Origin of the sequence: Candidatus Accumulibacter contiguus, from assembly GCF_036625285.1 — a bacterium.
GTDB lineage: Bacteria > Pseudomonadota > Gammaproteobacteria > Burkholderiales > Rhodocyclaceae > Accumulibacter > Accumulibacter contiguus.
Genome location: NZ_JAZKUC010000001.1, coordinates 1,372,124 through 1,392,062, shown reverse-complemented (window position 1 = coordinate 1,392,062; position 19,939 = coordinate 1,372,124). Strand labels below are relative to the sequence as shown.

The following is a 19,939-nucleotide window of genomic DNA, read 5'->3' as shown; positions in this document are numbered from 1 at the left end:
TGGCACAAGTCATTGCCAGCCTTGCAGCCACTGCTGGCGATCAGTGAGCTTGTGCCAGAACAGCGAAAATACTCGGCGAGAGTACACGGCTTCCAGTTCGATGCTCTCGATTCGAGTGGCCGGGGGCTCCGGTTGAATCACTCGGGTGACGATGAAGTGCTTCTCCTGGTCATGCGGGGTAACCGCCGTCCACTTGCTGAGCAGCAGCTTCTTCGGGTTCAGGCGGCGAGCATTTTGCGAACCGAAAACCTGGACGCCAATTCGGGGTGTAGCAGAGCCTTTTTCGGTTTTCTTCATATTTGTCCTAGACAAAATTCAGTTGTTTTGTTATGCTAGCACGAAATTAGGTGTATCTGACGTGCATTTTGCTTTTTTGTCCAGCGCAAAAGTGCCTTCCGATCGATCAAACTGCTGCTTTCTGTGACGGACAAGAAGTCCCTTGCTGGACAGCAGGTGAAACTGGAGAAGATATGTCATGGAAAGAATAGCTCTTGTCACTGGAGCGGCAGGCGGGCTCGGTCAAGCGGTGGTGGCCAGGCTGGCAGAGGCAGGCTGGAGGGTGATCGTGACCAGCCGGGAGGGCGAGCGCTTGGCTCGCATCTACGGCGACAGCCACCTACAGGTGGTTGCTGACTGCTCCAGCGTAGCCGGATCGCGCCACATTTTCGCGGTGGCTCAAGCGCACCAGATGCTGCCCACAGCATTCGCGCACTGCGTCGGGAATATTCGCCTTGGCGCACTGCATCGGATGTCCGAGGTCGACTTTGCGGCCTGCCTCAACGCCAATCTGATCAGCGCCTTCCATACGCTGGCGGCTTTCGTCGGCGCTTTGCGCGACGCCAAGTGCGCGGGATCGGCGGTGCTGGTTTCGTCGGCTGCTGCGCGCATCGGCACTCCCAATCACGAGGCGGTAGCAGCGGCGAAAGCCGGTGTCGAAGGACTGGTACGCAGCGCGGCGGCGACCTATGCGGGAAATAACATCCGGATCAACGCCGTCGCGCCCGGCATCATGGACACGCCGGCCGCGACGGCCATCCTCGGCAGCGCGATGGGCCGCGACGCCGCGGCTCGCCAGTACCCGCTGCCGGGCATTGGCTCCCCAGACGAACTGGCGGAACTGATGATCTGGCTGCTCTCGGACAAGGCTGCGCGGGTGACCGGCCAGGTGTGGTCGATGGACGCCGGCTTTTCGACGATTCGGCCCCTGGTCAGGTAAAGCGGCATAACGTACTCGCTGCCTGATCCCATGCCACACAGCGTTGCCTGGCTCGGTTGCGGAGGACTGCTGCCGTTTCTCTTCCTGGCGCGACTTTCACGGTAACGAATAAAGGAGCAACGATGAACGCCTTCAACAGACTTCCGGGATTCGTGCAGGCGCCAGCTGGGCGTGAGCGCGACGTACTGCGCCTGTTACCCCGCATGCTCGTTTTCGGCACGCTGCTTCTGGCACTGCCGTCGCTTGCCGTCAGGATCTTTTCTGGGGAAGGGGATGCCGTGCAGGCCGCGACTCGCCTCCAGACGGTCGACATTCTGGCGATCAGTATCGTGGTCCTGCACTGGACGGCCGTGTTTACAGTGGCCATCGCTTCCCTCATCGTCATGGTTATGAAAGGGCCCGCTTATGTGGCGGACGCGTATCCCCTCGAGGATTCGGAAACCCCGGATTCTCCCGATCGGCGTTAGCCGTCTTCGTGCCCAAGGACTGTTCGCCAATGTTCCGGGCTACTGTAGGATCAGATGACGTCGAGGTCACCTGCCCGACGATCGCCAGATGGCTCGGGTCAAGAGCCATCGATTCGCGACTGGACTGGTTGGCTGAAGGAAAGAGGACGCTGTTCTCGCTGCTCATCCTTTCCCTTGCGGCCATGGCAAGCTCCTTGCCGGCGCGGGCCGACGGCCTGCCGGTGCCGCTGGGCGAACTGGCCAAGCCAGGCCGCTTGCTGATGCTCCGCCATGCCCACGCGCCGGGGGTCGGCGACCCGCCGAATTTCGTCATCGGCGATTGTTCCACCCAGCGCAATCTTGATGCCAGTGGCCGGGCTCAGGCACGACAGTTGGGGGCCCGTCTGCGTGCGGCCGGCCTGACCCATGCGAGAGTCTTTTCGAGCCAGTGGTGCCGCGCGCTCGAAACGGCCCGCCTGCTGGACCTTGGGCCAGTAGAGCCCTTGCCCGCGCTGAATTCCTTTTTCGAACGGCAGGACGATCGGCAACGGATTCTGGACGGCTTGCGGGCGTTTCTTGCCAGGCTGCCGATCGATGGTCAGCCGGTGATCCTGGTCACTCATCAGGTCGTGGTGAACGCCTTCACCGAGGCAACGCCTCCTGCCGGTGGCGGCAGCATTTTTCAGATCAACGGCAGCGGCGCGCCGAAGTGGCTTGGCACCATCCCGATCGAAACAAGGGGAGGTTCATGAATAGGGCCTCGATTCGACGCACCTGCCTCGCACTTCGTGCGTTGGTAGCTGCACGCTCCTGCTGCTCACCGACCCGCCTCGACCGTGACTCCTTTCCAGAAAGCAATGTGGTCCTTGATGTTCTTCGCGGCGTCTTTGGGGTTGGCGTAATACCAGGCCGCGTCCTTGTTCACCTGGCCGTCGACGATTACGTCGTAATAGCTGGCGACGCCCTTCCACGGGCAGGTAGTGTGGGTGTCGCTGGCGCGGAGATACTCGGTCTTTACCGTGCCAGGCGGAAAGTAGACATTGTTCTCGACAGTCTCGAAGGTCGTGGATTCGGCAATGACGGCGTTTTTCCAAATGGCTCTTGGCATGGTGTGGCTCCCGTTGAGGGTTGCAATGAAGACTCACAGAGGCGGCTGAAGTTCCGCTCAGGCTGACTACGCGAAGCTGATCGGGTCGCCTTCGCCGCTGGCCCTGAGTTGATCGGTGATGTCATACTGTACGCCGAGGTAGTAAATAACCTTGCCCTCGCGATCCACCAGCGGGCGGATCGACAGTCGATTGAAGAACAGCTCGCCGTTCTTGCGATAGTTGCGCAAGGTCACCACGCACCCCTCCTTTTTTGCCAGCGCCGCGCGGATGGTTGCCAATGCCGGCTGTTCGCGTTCTTCTCCCTGCAGGAAGCGACAGTTGCGACCGATGATCTCTGCTTGCGAGTAGCCGGATATCTGCTCGAAGACCTGGTTGGCATAGACAATGGGATTGTCGGGTAGATCCGGGTCGGACAGGGTGATGCCATTGACGCAGGCATCGAGAATCTGGGTGAGAACGTAGGGAATCAAACCATCGTCTTTTGCCGTCGTGAACATCAGAGCCTCCGTGGACCTCAAATCTCTCAGCAATGCGATTGCTCCTGCACTGCTAGACGTTGTTCAGCATTTCCTTTTCGATGAGCAGCTTGAGCTTTTTCACCAAGCGCCTGGCACCATCCTGTACCGCGATGCGCACCAGTTTTTCGAATGGGCGGATGTGCGGCGCCAGCGCTTCCACTTCGAAGGTGAAGGTCAGCAACGTGGACGAACTGCGGTCATCGAATTCGTAGATCGAGCGAAACGGATCCGAAACACCCTTGAAGCAGACCCGCTTCAGCGGTTCGAGTTCGGCCACCTCAAAAACCGATTCCGACTTGTGGCCGTGATCGACACGTGTCTGCCGAGCCTGGAAACCCACCTGCACCGGGCCGACCGACAGCGGTTCGAGACTCACCACTTCCGGTGACCAGCGGGGATAATTGGTCACGAAATCAGGGGCGACGAACTGGTAGACCCGGTCGATCTCTTCAAACACCAGAACGTCCGCTTTAGCGGTGATCATTGCCTATCCTTCATCATCGTTGCGTAGTGCTGCCTGCAACGATTCGAAAATGCTGGGCTCAGTGCTGTCTGCCCGGTTCCCGCCAGCAATTGCGAGATTATAGGCCGTTCTGGTCAGGCTGTCCGCGCCTCGCCTGAACCCAAGTTGATGCGATTACGACAATGACCGCCTGCGTTCCCTCTTCGGCCGCTGTGCATTCGACGAATGCAGGAGACGACTCCCCACTGCGAAGAAACCGCACACGCAGGGTCATCCGTTGCCGCCAGGTTCGGCGTCACGGGCCAGGCGGATACCCGAGAACTGCCAGCACGCCGTCGCCGGAAAGAAGTTGCGGTAACTGGCCCGCAGGTGGTCGTCGGGGGTGACGCAGGAGCCACCCCGGAGGACGTACTGATTGACCATGAACTTGCCGTTGTACTCACCCACGGCGCCCGCCCCGGCGCGGAAACCCGGATAGGGATCGTAGCTCGAGCGGGTCCATTCCCAGGCATCGCCAAACAACTGGCTGATGCCGCCGGCTGCTGCGACAGCGGGATGAAAGTCCCGCCGACCGGCGAAATGGCCGGCAATCGGGACGCCGGCGGCCGCATTTTCCCATTCCGCCTCCGTCGGTAGCCGCGCCTCGGCCCAACGGGCATAGGCATCGGCTTCGTAGTAGGAGACATGCACCAGCGGTCGCTGGCGATCGAGGGGAACCAGCCCGCCGAGGGTGAATTCCTGCCAGTCCTCCCGCCGCCGCCAGTACAACGGGTGAATGCGGTTCTCGGCAACCCGCCAGTCCCAGCCCTCGGCGAGCCAATGGACGGGTTCCCGATAGCCGCCGGCCTCGATGAACTGCAGGAACTCGCCGTTGGTCACCAGACGCGAGGCCAGCCGGTAGGGTTCGAGGAACACACGGTGGCGCGGTGTCTCGTTGTCGTAGCAGAAGCCGGAGCCCTGATGGCCGATCATCACCACCCCGCCCGGAAAGTCATGCCAGTTCAGCGCCGGCGCTGCTGCTGCGGCCGGTGGCCTGGCGGCGTAAGCCGGCGCCAGGGGGTTGCGCGAAAAGAGGTGTTTGAGGTCGGTCAGGATCAGTTCCTGGTGCTGTTGTTCGTGGTGCAGGCCGAGAGTGACCAGTGCCGTCAACGCTTCTCCCCCCCTCTGCTCGGCGAGCAGGCCCTGCAGGCGACGGTCGACGTCGGCCCGGTAGGCGAGAACGGTAGCAAACGCCGGGCGGGTCAACAACCCGCGCTCGGGCCGTGGATGCTTGTCGCCGACGGCGTTGTAATACGAGTTGTAAAGCACCCGGAAGGCTTCGTTGAAGGGCTGGAAGCCACGCTCCCAGGGTTCCAGGACGAAGGTCTCAAAAAACCAGGTGGTATGGGCGAGGTGCCATTTGACCGGGCTGGCGTCGGGCATCGACTGCACGCAGCAGTCCTCCACCGACAGCGCTGCGCACAGTTCCAGGGTCCAGTCACGCACCCGCCGGTAGGGGGCCGAGAGATCGTTGAGCGGCATCAGGCTATGCTCCAGGAGATGCTTTCAGGGCCGGGCAAGAAAGATCGCAAACCACTGCTCGGGATCGGTCCAGCGCAGGCTGTTGCTGAAGCCGGCGCGCCCGAGCAGGCCGGCGAAGTCGTCGATACGGTACTTGTAGCTGTTCTCGGTGTGGATGTGCTCGCCGCGGCGAAAGTTCCGGAAGCCATTCGGCCACGCTACCCGCGTTTCGTGCAAAGCTTCCAGATGCATCTCGATGCGTGACTTCTGGCGATTGAAGAAAGCGCGATGCTGCCACTGCGTGAGGTCAAAATCGGCACCCAGCAGCCGGTTGAGGTGCTGCAGCACATTCAGGTTGAAAGCAGCGGTCACCCCGGCGGCGTCATTGTAAGCCGCTTCGAGCACCGCTTCGTCCTTGACCAGGTCGACGCCGATCAGCAGCGCCCCATCGTTCCCCAGCAGACCGCGCATGCGGCCGAGCAGGGTGAGTGCCACCTCAGGGTCGAAATTCCCGATCGACGAACCAGGGTAGAACACCAGGCGTCGGGCGGACGGAACATCGCCGGGCAGGACAATCTCGCCCAGCAGATCGGCGACGACGGGGCGAACATCGAGGGAAGGAAAGGCGTCGCGCAGGCCATCGACGGCCTGATGCAGGAAATCGGCCGAGATATCGATGGCAACGAAGCACCTGGGCCTGATCATCGCGCACAGCGCTCGCGCCTTTTCGCAGTTGCCGGCCCCCAGTTCGATCACCGTCGCGCCGGGACCAATCTGCCGTGCCATCTCTTCGCCATGGGTCTCGATGATCTTGGCTTCGGTACGGGTGAGGTAGTACTCCGGCAGGCGCGTAATCCGCTCGAAGAGCGCCGAGCCGGCGGCGTCATAAAAATACTTCGGCGAAACGTTTGCCTGCGCTGCGCACAGTCCGGCGGCGATTTCGGCGACAAGGCCAACGGAAGCCATAGGCAATTCAGCAACCTCCAAAAAAGTCTTGATGACCGATCATACTCCTTGGCAGGAACAAGGGAACTGCAACCGGCCCTGCCAGCCACCATAACGACACTTGACAGGAGCGGCGCCATGAATAGCTATCGTACTTCGCGGCTGATCCTGTGCTCGCGGCCGCGCTCGGCTGGTCGGCACCGCCCGCTGCCTGTGCCGCTCCGAGCGGCTGGTTGCAAGCGTCCGGCTGCCGCTGTTCGAGTTCGCGCGCATCAACCGCATCCCGATGGTCGCTCTCAATGTCGACGCCAGCCTGACCCGGGCGATCGATGAGCGCGGCCGGGAGGCCCTCCCCGACCACCAACGCCAGGGCGTCGGCCGCCCGGCGCTGGCCAGTGAGGCCTACCTGGACTTCCTGATTACGGTATATCGGCAGCACGCGCAGCTGAAGGGCGGCCGGGCAGACTCGGGCTTCCAGTACTTCGTCGAGGCGCAGCAGAACTGGGAGCACGCCATGGCCGAGGCGCTGGTGGCGCAACGGGTCACCGGGCCGCAGGGGCAGCCGCCGCTGGTCGTCGGCATCATCGGCAGCGGGCATTTGCGCTTCGGCTTTGGCGTGCCGCACCAGTTGCGCGGTCTCGGCGTCGATCGCGTCACGACGCTCCTGCCGCTCTCACCCGGCGAGGACTGCCGCGAGATTCGCCCTGGCCTGGCCGATGCCGTCTTCACCTTTCCAAAAGAACCCGCGACACCGGTGGCGCCGCCGCGCCTCGGCTCAAAACACGATAGAAGCCGTAACGACACTCCCGGACGCGCAGGGTGTCTTTTCCGAGGCCGCTATCGCAGTCGACGGCACTGATATTCATGGCCGGACGAGTACCCATGTTGTCCAGGACAAATTTTAGAAAATTGTTGACAATATGGGTAGGTATTTATATATTGGCAGTAATTTATATTTTTGTCCAGGACAAAACGTGAACACCACCGTGCGCCACAACGTAGGTCCAGCAACTGGTGCCCTCCTGCTGTCTGCTCTGTTCCTGGCGGTCAGCCTAGTGGCCGCACCGCCTGCTATCGCAGCCGATGCCTGCCCGGTGATACCGAATTCCGATGTTCGCCAAGACAACGGTAACCGGCAAGCACGCCAACCCGCTCTACGCGCAACTCGCCAAAGTGACCGGTACGGAACCGCAATGGAATTTTCACAAGTACCTGATCGATCGCAGCGGCCAGCAGGTGTTGAGCTTCGGTAGTCGCGTCAAGCCCGAGGACAGGGCTTTGCTCGCAAGGATCGAAGAGTTTCTCGGCAAACCGTGACCAACGTCCGTCTGACATCCAGCCTTTTCGCCACCATGGAGACCACAAAATGAACGCCCCAGACAGATTCTTCCTTCCCGACATGCAGGCCCGCGCCGACCTTCGCCAGTTGGCGATTCACAAGGTTGGCGTCAAGGACCTGCGCTACCCGCTGGCGCTGCTCGATGCTGCCGGCACCGTTCAAAACACGGTAGCCCGGTTGTCGATGTCGGTTGGCCTGCCGCCCGAGGTGAAGGGCACGCACATGTCCCGCTTTGTCGAGGTGCTCGAACAGCGGCGTGCACCACTGAACGTCAATCGTTTGCTGCGCATGTTTGACGACATGCTGCTGCGCCTGGATGCGCAGAGCGGTGCAATCGAACTCGCCTTTCCCTATTTCATCAGCAAGGCAGCGCCGGTATCCGGGGTCGAGAGCCTGCTCGACTACGACGTCCGGATGATTGTGGAGAAGCGCCAAGGGCAGGCGGTTGAACTAACGCTCGAGGTGGTCGCGCCGGTTACCAGTCTATGCCCCTGCTCGAAGGAAATCAGCGAATACGGCGCCCACAACCAGCGATCGCACATCACCATCAGCGTCCGCCTCCGTTCAGGGATGACGCCGGAAGAACTGGTACGCCTTGCCGAGGAGGAGGCCTCCTGCGAGGTCTTCGGGTTGCTCAAACGCCCGGACGAGAAGTGGGTGACCGAGCGAGCCTACGACAATCCGAAGTTTGTCGAGGACCTGGTTCGCGACATCGCGTTGCGTCTGATGAACGAGCCACGGATCGCAAATTGGACGGTCAAGTCCGAGAACTTCGAGTCGATTCACAACCACTCTGCCTACGCCGAGATCAGCGGCGAAAATGCTGGCAGTGAAGTCGCCTGAAGCCGGAGGACGAGAACATGCCTGGCGCACAACGTATCGCCGTGGTCGGATCGGGAATTTCCGGCCTGGCCAGTGCCTGGTTGCTGTCGCAAAAGCACCTGGTGACGCTGTACGAGGCAGGGTCGTATCTCGGGGGGCACACCAATACCGTCGATGTGACTGTGGACGGCGTTGAGCATCCCGTCGATACCGGTTTTCTGGTCTATAACAGCAAGACCTACCCAAACCTGACGGCCATGTTTGCTCACCTGGGGGTAGCCAGCGTCGAGACGGAAATGTCCTTTGCGGTCAGCCTCGAAGAGCCGCAACTGGAGTGGGCCGGCAGCAGCCTGGCGACCGTCTTCGGGCAGAAACGCAATCTGCTGCGGCGTGATTTCTGGCGCATGCTTGCCGACATCCTGCGTTTCAACCGGGAAAGCGTTGCCTGCCTGGAACAGTATCCCGAGTATGACCGGAGTCTGCGCTGTTTCCTGGACGCGGGCGGTTACTCGCGGCCCTTTGCCGAGTGGTATCTTCTGCCGATGGCGGCGGCGATCTGGTCTTGTCCGGCGGGCCAGATGCTCGACTATCCACTGGCCAGTTTTGTGCGCTTTTGTCGCAATCACGGACTGCTCCAGGTTTTCGATCGACCACTCTGGCGAACAGTCCGGGGCGGCGGCCGGGAGTATGTCTGCAAGCTGGCTGCCGGACTCGACGACATTCGTATGGCTACGCCGGTTCGCCACGTGCAGCGCCGCGAACTCGGCCTGCTCTTGCACACCGACGAAGGCGTCGAGTCCTACGATCAGGTTGTGCTTGCCTGTCACAGCGACCAGGCGTTGGCAATTCTCGGAGAGGAAGCCACATCGGCCGAGCGGCGCACGCTCGGTGCCATCCGCTACGCGCCAAATCGCGCCGTGCTGCACACGGACGCTGCCCTTCTGCCCCGCGATCCTACCCTCTGGTCGGCGTGGAACTACCTGTCGAGCGCACAGGAACTCGACCTGCGGCCGGTCAGTGTCTCCTACCTGATCAACCGTCTGCAGCCGCTGCCCTTCAGGATGCCGATGATGGTTTCGCTGAATCCACAGCGCGAGCCCAGGACCGAGAGGGTGATTGCCGAATTTGACTATGCACATCCGATTTTTGACGGGCCCGCAATCGCAGCCCAAAGTGAGCTGCCGACCATTTCGGGCGCCAGCGGCGTGTGGTTTTGCGGCGCTTGGGGCGGCTACGGTTTTCACGAAGATGGTCTGAAATCGGCGCTGCAGGTGGCGAATGCCCTGGCCTGTCGTGCGCCCTGGCAAGGCACGGCCGCGGCATCCCCGGCGCCGCCTGTACGGCGGCGAGCGGGTGTTTTCGCATGAACAATGCCCTCACCTCTTCAAGTCCATCGCCGCCGTGTTGGCCTGGCGCTGGCGCAACACCCTGGAGTTCAGAATCGTTCCGGCGAAGTGATCAGGCATTTTCACGTGATCATCGACGCCAGTTGGGAGAAGCGCGATGGAGTCGATGTCGGTACCCTTGACGAGCATTTCTCGTGGTCGGATGGCCGCACCTCGCGCCGCGTATGGACCATCACCCGCGTCGACGCTGGACTTTCATCTGGGTGAAGTCACCCTGAGTTTCACCAGGCGATGAGATGATGAATCCGCACATCGACGACTGGTCGGGGAAACGCGTGTGGCTGCTCGGCGCTTCGAGTGGCATCGGCGCCGCCTTGGGCCGCCTGCTGCTGGCGCGCGGCGCAAGGGTCGCGCTCTCGGCACGGAAGGTGCGCCAACTGCAAGCGGTGGCCAATGGCGCTCCGCAAGCGCTGGTGCTCCCCTGTGATGCGGCCGACGAAGCAAGCCTGTGCAGCGCCTGGGACTCGCTGCTGGCGGCGTGGGGTGGCGTCGACGTGGCGCTCTATGTCGCTGGCGACTATTTGCCGATGCGCGCCTGGGAACTCGACGTGCCCAGGGCGCGCCAGATGATCGATGTGAACTTTGGCGGTGCCGTGGCGTTCGCTGCCCGTGTCGTCCCGCAACTGTTGCAGCAGGGCGAAGGCCAGATCGGTTTCGTCGCCAGTGTGGCCGGTTATCGTGGTCTGCCGAAGTCGCTGATTTATGGTCCGACCAAAGCCGCCCTGATCAACTTTGCCGAGGCACTGTATCTTGATCTGCACCCGCAAGGGATTGGCGTGCGGGTGATCAATCCGGGCTTTGTGGCCACGCCGCTTACTGCCCAGAACGACTTCGCCATGCCGGCGCTGCTCACCCCTGAACAGGCGGCCGTGGAGACGCTTGCCGGTTTTGCCGGTAGCGCCTTTGAAATCCATTATCCGAAGCGCTTCACGCGGGCGATGAAGTGGCTGTCGCTGCTGCCCTATAGCTGGTACTTTCCGCTCGTTCGCCGCATCACCGGGGGCTGAGATGACCGTCTGCCCTGCAGACAGGACCTCTTGGCCGCCAACTTTACGCGGTTTTTCACCGCCAGCAACACGCAGGCATGGTGAAGCACGCGTGTGCGGTACAATCGCATGCCATGCAGCGCTTCGAAACGATTCCCGGACTGACTCACAGCGATTCTGAACCACAGGAACGTCACTCCAGGCAGGCGATCCTGTCCTCCTCATTCCGCTCAGGCCTTCGGGTTGATGATGTCCCCGGCCAGGGCAGGAAGCACATGCTGCGCAAGATCCATACGTTCGACAGCGACGAGTGCGAGGCGGCGATCGAGCGCCTGCGACTGGAGAGAGTCCAGCCGGAGGTGGTGGCGATCTCGCGTTGCCTGGGACTCGGCGCAATAATTTGAGGGTGATCTGCCAGTGAGGAAAAATTCGACGCCAGACCTGTTTGGCGACCTGCTCGAGGTGCCGGCGGCACCGCCAGCCGTACCGCCGCCGGCGGTGCTGCCGCCTGGCGAAGACGACGACAGCATCCTGCTGCACGATTCGGCGGCGCGCGACTACCTGGAGTATGCGATCGCGGTGGTCAAGGGTCGCGCGCTGCCGGATGTCAAGGACGGGCTGAAACCGGTGCAGCGCCGCGTTCTCTTCGCGATGCGCGAACTCGGATTGTCGGCGACCGCCAAACCGGTCAAGTCGGCGCGCGTCGTCGGCGACGTGATCGGCAAGTATCACCCGCACGGCGACACCTCGGCGTACGACGCGATGGTGCGCGTGGCGCAGCCGTTCATGCTGCGCTACCCGCTGGTCGATGGCCAGGGCAATTTCGGATCGCGTGACGGCGACAACGCCGCGGCGATGCGCTACACCGAAGCGCGCCTGACGCCGATCGCCGAACTGCTGCTCGGCGAACTCGGTGAAGGCACCGTCGATTTTCAGCCGAATTACGACGGCTCCTTCGATGAACCGGCATTTTTGCCGGCAAGGCTACCTTTCCTGCTGCTCAACGGCGCTTCGGGAATCGCCGTCGGCATGGCCACCGAAATGCCTTCGCACAATCTGCGCGAAGTCGCCGCAGCGGTGATCCACAAGATCGAGCACCCGGCCGCCGGCGTCCGCGAACTGATGGCGCACCTCCCCGGCCCCGACTACCCCGGTGGCGGGCAGATCATCTCGTCGGCGAGCGACATCGCCGCCGCCTATGGCAGCGGCCGCGGCAGCCTGCGCGTGCGTGCGCGTTACGAGATCGAGGAGATGGCGCGTGGCGCCTGGCAGGTGGTTTTCAAGGAGTTGCCACCGGGCGTTTCCTCGGCCAGGGTGCTCTCCGAGGTCGGGGCTCTGCTCAATCCACAGCCGAAACCGGGCAAGAAGGTGATCGAACAGGCGGCGGCGCAGCTCAAGGCGCTGATGGCTTCGCAGCTCGATCGCGCGCGCGACGAGTCGGGCAAGGACGACGACGTGCGTCTGGTCTTCGAGCCGAGCAGCTCGCGCATCGATCGCAACGAGTTCGTGGCGCTGCTGCTGGCGCATACCAGCCTCGAAACCTCGGCACCGATCAACCTGGTGGCGGTCGGCATCGACGGCCGGCCGTGCCAGAAATCGCTCGCCGACCTGATCGGCGAGTGGTGCAGCTTCCGCATCCGGACCGTGCATCGGCGTACCGAGTTCCGCCTGCAGAAGGCCGACGACCGCATCCACATTCTCGAAGGCCGGCACATCGTCTTCCTCAACATCGACGAAGTGATCCGCATCATTCGCGAATCCGACGATCCGAAAAGGGCGTTGATCGCGCGCTTCACGCTCTCGGACCGGCAGGCCGAAGACATCCTGGAAATCCGCCTGCGTCAGTTGGCCCGACTCGAGGGAATTCGCATCGAGCAGGAACTGGCGAAGCTGCGTGGTGAACGCGAAGGTCTGGTCAGGCTGCTCGGCAGCGACACGCTGTTGCGCCGGCAGGTGATTCGCGAAATTCGGGCCGATGCCGAGAAGCATGGCGACGCCCGCCGGACGATCCTCCTCGCGGCGGCCACCGCTTCGCGCTCGGAGGTCGCTGCCGTCGCCGATGAACCGGTGACCGTGATCATCTCCGAGAAGGGCTGGGCGCGTGTCCGGCAGGGGCACAACCTCGACCTTTCGGGCGTCGTCTTCAAGGATGGCGATCGCGCCGGTTCGGCGCAGGAATGCCGCTCGGTGGACTCGCTGGTGATCCTGTCGACCGAAGGGCGTGCGTTCACCCTGGCGGTCGCCAGTCTTCCCGACGGTCGCGGCATGGGCGCGCCGCTGTCGTCGTTCGTCGAGCTCGGTACCGGGAAGGTCGCGCATGTACTCACCGGACTGCCGGAGGACGAACTGCTGGTCGCCAAGACCTCGGGCTACGGCTTCATCTGCACCTACGCCGACCTCTTGTCGCGTCAGAAGGCCGGCAAGGCCTTCCTGAGCGTCGAAGAGGGCGCGACCATCCTGCCGCCGCTGCGGCTTGCCGGCAAGGATCATCTGGCGGCATTATCCGAAGATGGCCGCCTGCTGATTTTTCCGCTCGAACAGATGAAGCGCCTGTCGGCCGGCAAGGGCGTGCAGATCATCGGCCTGCACGACGACGAATCCTTGCGCGCGGTCGTTGCCATCCAGGGTGACCGGGTGACGATCAAGGGGATGTTCCGAAACCGCATCAAGACCCTGCTTTCGGAAGATCGGCATCTCGGTCAGCGTGCGCGGCGCGGCTCGCCGGTGGGGCAACTCGGCCAGGTGACGCTGGCCGCGTATCCGGAGTGAGGAGAGTGAAATTGATGAATCGCAATCATTGGACGTCGTTTCGGCAGGCTGTTGTCTGGGGCCTGCTTGCCTTCTGGAGCGCACTGGCGATGGCCGAGCAGGTCGGTTGTGTGACCACCGAGTGGAAGCTGGTTGGCGCCAATCACCGGGTCTGCGTCGAGAGTTTTCCTGATCCGAAAGTGCCGGGTGTGACCTGTCATGTCAGCCAGGCGAGAACCGGCGGCATCAGCGGCTCGTTCGGCCTCGCGCAGGACCCCTCGCAGTTCTCGCTGGCATGCCGGCAGACTGGACCGATTGTTCTGCCCGCGAAGCTGCCGAAAGAGGCAACGGTGTTTGCCGAAGATACCTCGATTCTGTTCAAGGAGACGCGCGTCATCCGGATGTGGGACGAAGCCCACAAGACCCTGGTCTACCTCGCGATCAGTCGCAAGCTGATCGACGGCGCGCCAGCGAACAGCATCTCGACGGTGCCGGTGATGCCCTGGGGGGAACGCTGACGGTGCGTCCGGATCGCCTGCCGAAGCCGTGCTGCTGTAAGATCACCAGTCGATCTGCCGTAGAGCAGGTGTTCCCACCGAGCATTCCGCTGCGTCGACCGGCGCTGACGGAAGGAGAGAAAGCCCATGGTTCCACGTCTCATGACTGCCTTCAGCGGGCCACTGCTGGAGATTGAGCGGCGTTTCCTCGACGCCATGCCGGAGATCGAGCGCTGGTTGCGCGGGCAGTGGCAGGAGCACACGCCGCCTTTTTATGGCTCGGTCGACCTGCGCAACGCAGGTTTCAAGCTTGCGCCGGTGGACATGAACCTGTTTCCCGGGGGCTTCAACAACCTCGACGCCACCTTCCTGCCGCTCTGCGTGCAGGCAGCGATGGCGGCGATCGACCGGATCTGCCCCGACGCCAGGAGGCTGCTGCTGATTCCCGAGAAGCACACGCGCAACCTCTTTTATTTGCAGAACGTCGCACAGCTCGCGGCGATCCTGCGCCTGACCGGCCTCGACGTGCGCCTCGGCTCGTGGTCGCCGGAGATCGACAGGCCGACGCCGGTGGCGCTTCCCGACGGCAGTTCGCTGCTTCTCGAACCGCTGCTGCGCAGCCGCTCCCGGCTGGGCCTCGAAGGCTTCGACCCCTGCGCGATCCTGCTCAACAACGATCTCTCGGCGGGTATCCCGCCCATCCTGCAGAACCTCGACGGGCAGTTCGTTCTGCCGCCGCTGCATGCGGGTTGGGCTTTGCGCCGCAAGTCGAACCACTTTGCGGCCTACGATGAGGTGGCGGGGGATTTCGCCAGACTGGTCGGGATCGACCCGTGGCGGATCAACCCCTACTTCTCGGTCTGCAGCAGCGTCAATTTTCATGAGCGACAGGGCGAGGACTGCCTGGCTGCCAATGTCGATGCCGTGCTCGGTCTGATCCGCGAGAAATACCAGCAATACGGGATCGAAGAAACTCCTTACGTGGTCGTCAAGGCCGACGCCGGTACTTACGGCATGGGGGTGATGACGGTCAAGGATGCGGCGCAGGTGACCGGCCTCAACCGCAGGCAGCGCAACAAGATGTCGGTGATCAAGGAAGGCCTGGCGGTGTCGCAGGTGATCATCCAGGAAGGAGTGCATTCCTATGAGCGGGTCGGCAGCGGTAGCGACGAAGGTGTCGCCGAACCGGTGGTGTACATGATCGACCGCTTTGTCGTGGGCGGCTTCTACCGTGTCCATAGCGGGCGTGGCAAGGATGAGAATCTCAACGCGCCGGGCATGCACTTCGAGCCGCTGGCCTTCGAGACCAGTTGCTCGCTGCCCGACCATTGCCAGAATCCCGATGCTGCACCGAACCGCTTTTACGTTTACGGCGTGGTTGCCCGCCTGGCGCAGCTCGCGGCCTCGCTCGAACTCGAACGTACGGCACCGATAGAGGAGCAAGTGGCATGCGCATAGCATTCATCGTCGACCCTCTGCGGTCGCTGAAGGCCTACAAGGACACCAGTATCGCGATGATGCGCGCTGCCCAGGCGGCAGGGCACGCGGTGTGGACGATCCAGCAGGAGGCGATTCACTGGTCGCCGCTGCACGGCGTCTGCGCTGCCGCGGTGCATCTGGAAATGCTCGCCGACGATCAGGACTGGTTCGTCGAGGTCGACCGTCGCGTCGTCGCCCTGCGTGATTTTCGCGCCGTTGTGATGCGCAAGGATCCACCCTTCGACATGGAATACGTGACCACCACCTGGTTGCTCGAAGGTGCCGAAGCCGAGGGCGCGCGCGTTTTCAACCGACCGCGCGCATTGCGCGACCATTCCGAAAAGTTGTCGATCGCCGAATTCGCGCATTTTTCGGTACCGACACTGGTGGCGCGCGATGCTGCGGTGATTCACTCGTTCATCGACTACGAACACGACACGATTCTCAAACCGCTCGACGGCATGGGGGGTACCCAGATTTTCCGTGTCCGTCATGACGACCCGAACCGCAACGTGATCGTCGAAACGCTGACCCGTGACGGCGCGCGCACGCTCATGGCGCAACGCTACATCCCCGAGATCGTCGATGGCGACAAGCGCATCCTGATCGTTGGCGGTGAAGTGGTTCCCTATTGCCTGGCGCGCATCCCCAAGGCCGGCGAAACCCGTGGCAACCTGGCTGCCGGCGGCACCGGCGTGGCCCGCGAACTGAGCGCGCGCGACTGGGAAATCGCCAGCACGCTGGCGCCGGTGCTGGCCGCCCGCGGCCTGTTGCTGGTCGGTCTCGACGTGATCGGCGACTGGCTGACGGAAATCAACGTCACCAGCCCGACCTGCATGGTCGAAATCGCCGGGCAGACCGGTTTCGACGCCGCCGCCATGTTCATTGCCGCCCTCGACCGTCAGTGCCTTGCCGCCTCCTAGCCTCCTAGTCTGCCTGCTCGCGCTGCTTCTTGCCAGCGTCCTGGCGGCCTGCGAGCGGGCGCCCTTGCACCATCAGGAAGCCTTCGTTTTCGGGACCCGCGTCGAAGTGCTGATCGCCGGCCTGGACGAAGCGGCAGCACGTCCGGCAGCGGCAGCCGTGCTGCGCGAGTTCGATCGTCTGCATCGAACCTACCATGCCTGGAAGCCATCCGAACTGAGCGCGCTGAACGCGGCCATTGCGGCTGGCCGGCGGCAGCCGGTGACGCCGGAAATGGCCGAGCTGATTACCGAGGCGCAGCATCTGACTCGCCTCGGCGAACAGCTTTTCGACCCGGGAATCGGCCGTCTGATCGGCCTCTGGGGTTTTCAGTCCGATGAATTGCCGGCCATCCTGCCCGATCCGCTGGCTCTGGCTGCCTGGCGGGCAGTCCGGCCGAGCCTTCTCGACCTGCGGATCGAGGGCGCTTACGTCAGCAGCGACAAGCGCGAAGTGGCCCTCGATTTCGGGGGTTACCTCAAGGGTGTCGCGCTCGACCGCGCGGCGGCCATTCTGCAGGCGCAGGGGGTGCACAATGCACTGATCAACATCGGCGGCAATGTCATGGCGCTGGGGAGCAAGAATGGGCAGCGCTGGCGCGTCGGCATCCAGCACCCGCGTCAGCCCGGGCCGCTGGCGACAGTCGAACTGGCGAATGGTGAGGCGATCGGCACCTCGGGTGACTATCAGCGTTTCTTCGAGCTCGACGGCCATCGCTACTGCCATCTGCTCGACCCGCGCAGTGCGCAGCCGGTGCCGCATACGCAGTCGTTGAGCGTCCTGATCACGCCGCGCGCGGCGGCCGGGACACTTTCCGATGTCGCCTCCAAGCCTCTGTTCATTGCCGGTAGCGACTGGCCGCGCCTGGCGCGTGCGCTGCAGGTCGAGCAGGTGCTGCGGGTCGACGCACAAGGCCAGGTGCAGGTCAGCCGTGCGCTGCACGGTCGGCTCGAATACGTCGGCGGCGAGCCGAAGGGGCTTGAAGTCATCCCTTGAGGCGTTCGCCAATGCTGCCGAGCAGCGCGGAATCGCTTAGAATGACGGCCTGTCGTAAGGGGTGGAAACAATGATCGGTATTCTCCTGATAACGCATGGCTCGTTTGGTGAAAGCCTGATCCAGAATATTTGTCACGTGCTCAACAAGCGTCCGCCCCTGATCGCACAGCTTGGCGTGGCAGCTCAGGACGATCCGCTCGACATCCTGCCGCTGGCGCGCCTGCTGCTGAAAGAAGTCGACCATGGCGAAGGGGTCCTGGTGATGACCGACGTTTTCGGTGCGACACCCGGCAACCTGGCGCTCAAGCTGCTCGAGCCGGGCCGTGTCGAAGGCATTGCCGGCCTCAGTCTGCCGATGCTGCTGCGCGCTCTGACCTATCGCGAGAAAGGGATGGAAACCATGTTGCAGAAGGCGATCAGCGGTGCCCATGATGGCGTCGTAAAGCTGCCGCCGCCTGCCTAGAATCACAGGAGTTTTTGATGGTACGTGCTGAAACTGCAATCATTAACAAGCTGGGCCTGCATGCCCGTGCTTCGGCCAAGCTGACGCAACTTGCCAGCCGCTTCGCCAGCGACGTCTGGATGGAGAAGGGGGCGCGCCGCATCAACGCCAAGAGCATCATGGGCGTGATGATGCTGGCTGCCGGCAAGGGTTCGACAGTGGTCGTCGAGACCGACGGTGCGGACGAACAGGCAGCGAACGAGGCGATCCTCGGATTGATCGCGGAAAGGTTCGGCGAGGCGGAGTGAGTGCATCATGAGTTTTACCCTGCATGGCCTGGCGGTCTCCGGTGGCATCGCGATTGGACAGGCGCATCTGATGTCGCACGCGACACTCGAGGTCTCGCATCTGTTCATCGCGCCACGCCTGGTGGACAAGGAGGTGGCCCGCTTCGAGGCCGCGCTGCTGCGCGTGCGTGAGGAGTTTGCGGCACTGAAGGGACGCATGCAGCATACCTCGACCGAGTTCGGCGCTTTCATCGACCTGCATTCGATGATCCTTTCCGATCCCGAACTGGCGGAAGTTCCCAAACAACTGATCCGCGAGCGTCGCTGCAATGCCGAATGGGCGCTGGTGCAGCAGATGGAACTCCTGGTCGCCCAGTTCGAGAGTATTGACGATCAGTACCTGCGCGAGCGCAGCTACGACATACGCCAGGTCGTCGAGCGGGTGGTCAAGGAACTGGTCGGTCAGCCAGGCCGGATGTCCCTGAGAACCGGCAAGGGCATCAAGGAAGAGAATCTGATCGTCGTCGCGCACGATCTCTCGCCAGCCGACGTGATTTCCTACAAGGAACATCATTTCGCTGCCTTTGTCACCGATGTCGGCGGCTCGACTTCGCACACCGCGATTCTCGCGCGCAGCCTGCGCATTCCGGCGGTGCTTGGCCTGCATAACGCCCGGCAACTGATTCACGACGATGAGGTGTTGATTGTCGATGGCACGCGTGGCGTCCTGATCGTCAACCCCGATCCGCGCATCCTCGAAGAGTACCGGCTCAGAAAGAGTCAGATCGAGCTTGAAAGGATCAAGCTCAGACGTCTCAGGACAGCGAAGTCGGTGACCCTCGACGGCGTCGATATCGATCTTCAGGCCAACATCGAACTGCCGGGCGACGTCGCTGCAGCGCTTGATGGCGGTGCCGAAGGGATTGGCCTGTTTCGCACCGAGTTCATATTCCTCGATCGCGGCGACATGCCGACCGAGGACGAACAGTTCGAGGCCTATCGTACGGTCGTCAAGGGCATGGGCGGCCGGCCGGTCACCATCCGCACCTTCGATCTCGGCTCCGACAAGGATCTCCATCCGGAAAAGATGCAGGGCGAGCGCCTGCAAAGCAACCCGGCGCTCGGGCTACGTGCCATCCGCCTGTCGCTGGCCGAGCCGAAGATGTTCCAGACGCAGTTGCGAGCCATCCTGCGCGCTTCGAAGTACGGCAAGATCAAGCTCCTGATCCCGATGCTTTCGCAGGCGCACGAAATCGATCAGACGCTGGCAGCAGTAGAGCGGGCCAAGTCGAGCCTGCGCGGCGAACGCGTTCCCTTCGATGAAGCGATCCAGGTGGGAGCGATGATCGAGATCCCGGCCGCCGCGCTGGCCGTCGGCCTGTTCCTGCGGCGCATGCATTTTCTGTCGATTGGTACCAACGATCTGATCCAGTACACACTGGCCATCGATCGCAGCGATGAAGAGGTCGCACCGCTCTATGATCCCCTGCATCCGGCAGTGTTGATGCTGCTGGCGCACACCATCGCGAGCGCCGAAAAGGTCTATATCCCGGTTTCGATCTGCGGCGAACTCGCCGGTGACCCGACCCTGACGCGGCTGCTGCTGGGGATGGGGCTGCGCCAGTTCTCGATGCATCCGGCACAGATCCTCTCGGTCAAGCAGAAGATCATGCAGAGCAACTGCGCCGAACTGGCGCCCATCGTTCGCCGCCTGTTGCGCCATGAGGAACCGGCGAAGATTCGCGAGCAACTGGAGAAACTCAACAGTTGCGTCTGAATT

24 protein-coding genes are annotated in these 19,939 nt (G+C 62.7%); 18 read left to right on the top strand and 6 right to left on the bottom strand.

Going from position 1 to position 19,939, the window contains the following annotated elements; all coding sequences use genetic code 11:
* Nucleotides 1-9: 9 nt before the first annotated feature.
* Nucleotides 10-297, bottom strand: a complete 288-nt coding sequence (locus V5B59_RS06805; protein WP_169069135.1) for a TIGR02450 family Trp-rich protein — start codon at nt 295-297, stop codon at nt 10-12.
* Between the two features lie 178 nt (nt 298-475).
* Here V5B59_RS06805 and V5B59_RS06800 point away from each other — a divergent pair, with 178 nt between their 5' ends.
* The 3 genes from V5B59_RS06800 to V5B59_RS06790 all read left to right on the top strand — a co-directional run bounded on the left by V5B59_RS06800 (nt 476) and on the right by V5B59_RS06790 (nt 2,414).
* Nucleotides 476-1,216, top strand: a complete 741-nt coding sequence (locus tag V5B59_RS06800) for an SDR family NAD(P)-dependent oxidoreductase (RefSeq protein ID WP_169069134.1) — start codon at nt 476-478, stop codon at nt 1,214-1,216.
* A 122-nt stretch (nt 1,217-1,338) separates the two neighbouring features.
* A complete protein-coding gene (locus tag V5B59_RS06795; protein ID WP_169069133.1) occupies nt 1,339-1,683 on the top strand; it encodes a hypothetical protein in 345 nt (114 codons plus the stop codon).
* A gap of 128 nt (nt 1,684-1,811) precedes the next feature.
* Nucleotides 1,812-2,414 (top strand): histidine phosphatase family protein, encoded by a 603-nt coding sequence (locus tag V5B59_RS06790; protein ID WP_248594632.1) that lies wholly within the window; start codon nt 1,812-1,814, stop codon nt 2,412-2,414.
* Nucleotides 2,415-2,479: 65 nt separating this feature from the next.
* Here V5B59_RS06790 and V5B59_RS06785 read toward each other — a convergent pair whose 3' ends face one another.
* The 5 genes from V5B59_RS06785 to egtD form a co-directional block, all read right to left on the bottom strand.
* On the bottom strand, nt 2,480-2,770 hold the full coding sequence (locus V5B59_RS06785; protein ID WP_034916500.1) for a DUF427 domain-containing protein: 291 nt from the start codon (nt 2,768-2,770) through the stop codon (nt 2,480-2,482).
* 66 nt (nt 2,771-2,836) lie between these two features.
* Nucleotides 2,837-3,268 (bottom strand): PAS sensor domain-containing protein, encoded by a 432-nt coding sequence (locus tag V5B59_RS06780; RefSeq protein ID WP_034916502.1) that lies wholly within the window; start codon nt 3,266-3,268, stop codon nt 2,837-2,839.
* A 52-nt stretch (nt 3,269-3,320) separates the two neighbouring features.
* Nucleotides 3,321-3,773, bottom strand: coding sequence for an SRPBCC family protein (locus tag V5B59_RS06775; protein ID WP_034916505.1), 453 nt, complete (start codon nt 3,771-3,773; stop codon nt 3,321-3,323).
* Between the two features lie 249 nt (nt 3,774-4,022).
* On the bottom strand, nt 4,023-5,273 hold the full coding sequence (gene egtB / locus V5B59_RS06770; protein WP_034916507.1) for an ergothioneine biosynthesis protein EgtB: 1,251 nt from the start codon (nt 5,271-5,273) through the stop codon (nt 4,023-4,025).
* Nucleotides 5,274-5,297: 24 nt separating this feature from the next.
* Nucleotides 5,298-6,218, bottom strand: a complete 921-nt coding sequence (gene egtD, locus V5B59_RS06765) for an L-histidine N(alpha)-methyltransferase (RefSeq protein ID WP_169069139.1) — start codon at nt 6,216-6,218, stop codon at nt 5,298-5,300.
* A gap of 169 nt (nt 6,219-6,387) precedes the next feature.
* Between egtD and V5B59_RS06760 the strand changes: the two genes are divergently transcribed.
* The 15 genes from V5B59_RS06760 (at nt 6,388) to ptsP (ending at nt 19,936) form a co-directional block, all read left to right on the top strand.
* The gene (locus V5B59_RS06760; protein ID WP_308240033.1) at nt 6,388-7,056 is read left to right on the top strand and encodes a ChaN family lipoprotein; all 669 of its coding nucleotides are present in this window, start codon (nt 6,388-6,390) and stop codon (nt 7,054-7,056) included.
* A 251-nt stretch (nt 7,057-7,307) separates the two neighbouring features.
* Nucleotides 7,308-7,514, top strand: coding sequence for a hypothetical protein (locus tag V5B59_RS06755; RefSeq protein WP_211203277.1), 207 nt, complete (start codon nt 7,308-7,310; stop codon nt 7,512-7,514).
* Between the two features lie 49 nt (nt 7,515-7,563).
* Entirely contained in the window at nt 7,564-8,379 is an 816-nt protein-coding gene (folE2, locus tag V5B59_RS06750) for a GTP cyclohydrolase FolE2 (RefSeq protein WP_034916513.1), read from the top strand.
* 17 nt (nt 8,380-8,396) lie between these two features.
* Nucleotides 8,397-9,725, top strand: coding sequence for an NAD(P)/FAD-dependent oxidoreductase (locus V5B59_RS06745; RefSeq protein WP_169069131.1), 1,329 nt, complete (start codon nt 8,397-8,399; stop codon nt 9,723-9,725).
* 3 nt (nt 9,726-9,728) lie between these two features.
* Nucleotides 9,729-9,971, top strand: a complete 243-nt coding sequence (locus V5B59_RS26125) for a DUF3833 family protein (protein WP_372703486.1) — start codon at nt 9,729-9,731, stop codon at nt 9,969-9,971.
* Between the two features lie 32 nt (nt 9,972-10,003).
* The gene (locus V5B59_RS06735) at nt 10,004-10,771 is read left to right on the top strand and encodes an SDR family NAD(P)-dependent oxidoreductase (RefSeq protein WP_169069138.1); all 768 of its coding nucleotides are present in this window, start codon (nt 10,004-10,006) and stop codon (nt 10,769-10,771) included.
* 77 nt (nt 10,772-10,848) lie between these two features.
* Nucleotides 10,849-11,154, top strand: coding sequence for a hypothetical protein (locus V5B59_RS06730; RefSeq protein ID WP_169069130.1), 306 nt, complete (start codon nt 10,849-10,851; stop codon nt 11,152-11,154).
* Between the two features lie 13 nt (nt 11,155-11,167).
* Nucleotides 11,168-13,519, top strand: coding sequence for a DNA topoisomerase IV subunit A (locus V5B59_RS06725; protein ID WP_332351712.1), 2,352 nt, complete (start codon nt 11,168-11,170; stop codon nt 13,517-13,519).
* A gap of 14 nt (nt 13,520-13,533) precedes the next feature.
* On the top strand, nt 13,534-14,016 hold the full coding sequence (locus V5B59_RS06720) for a CreA family protein (protein WP_034916520.1): 483 nt from the start codon (nt 13,534-13,536) through the stop codon (nt 14,014-14,016).
* A 126-nt stretch (nt 14,017-14,142) separates the two neighbouring features.
* Nucleotides 14,143-15,453, top strand: coding sequence for a glutamate--cysteine ligase (gshA, locus tag V5B59_RS06715; RefSeq protein WP_034916522.1), 1,311 nt, complete (start codon nt 14,143-14,145; stop codon nt 15,451-15,453).
* On the top strand, nt 15,444-16,397 hold the full coding sequence (gshB, locus tag V5B59_RS06710; protein ID WP_169069129.1) for a glutathione synthase: 954 nt from the start codon (nt 15,444-15,446) through the stop codon (nt 16,395-16,397). The genes gshA and gshB overlap by 10 nt, the downstream gene beginning before the upstream one ends.
* A complete protein-coding gene (locus tag V5B59_RS06705) occupies nt 16,384-17,430 on the top strand; it encodes an FAD:protein FMN transferase (RefSeq protein WP_332351711.1) in 1,047 nt (348 codons plus the stop codon). Before gshB ends, V5B59_RS06705 begins: the two co-directional genes overlap by 14 nt.
* 70 nt (nt 17,431-17,500) lie before the next feature.
* Nucleotides 17,501-17,893 carry a PTS sugar transporter subunit IIA gene (locus tag V5B59_RS06700; protein ID WP_169069127.1) on the top strand — a complete coding sequence of 131 codons (393 nt, stop codon included), beginning with the start codon at nt 17,501-17,503 and terminating at the stop codon, nt 17,891-17,893.
* 17 nt (nt 17,894-17,910) lie between these two features.
* A complete protein-coding gene (locus V5B59_RS06695) occupies nt 17,911-18,180 on the top strand; it encodes an HPr family phosphocarrier protein (RefSeq protein WP_169069126.1) in 270 nt (89 codons plus the stop codon).
* Between the two features lie 7 nt (nt 18,181-18,187).
* Complete coding sequence (ptsP, locus tag V5B59_RS06690; protein ID WP_034910931.1) at nt 18,188-19,936, top strand: phosphoenolpyruvate--protein phosphotransferase; 1,749 nt, start codon at nt 18,188-18,190, stop codon at nt 19,934-19,936.
* Nucleotides 19,937-19,939: the final 3 nt, after the last annotated feature.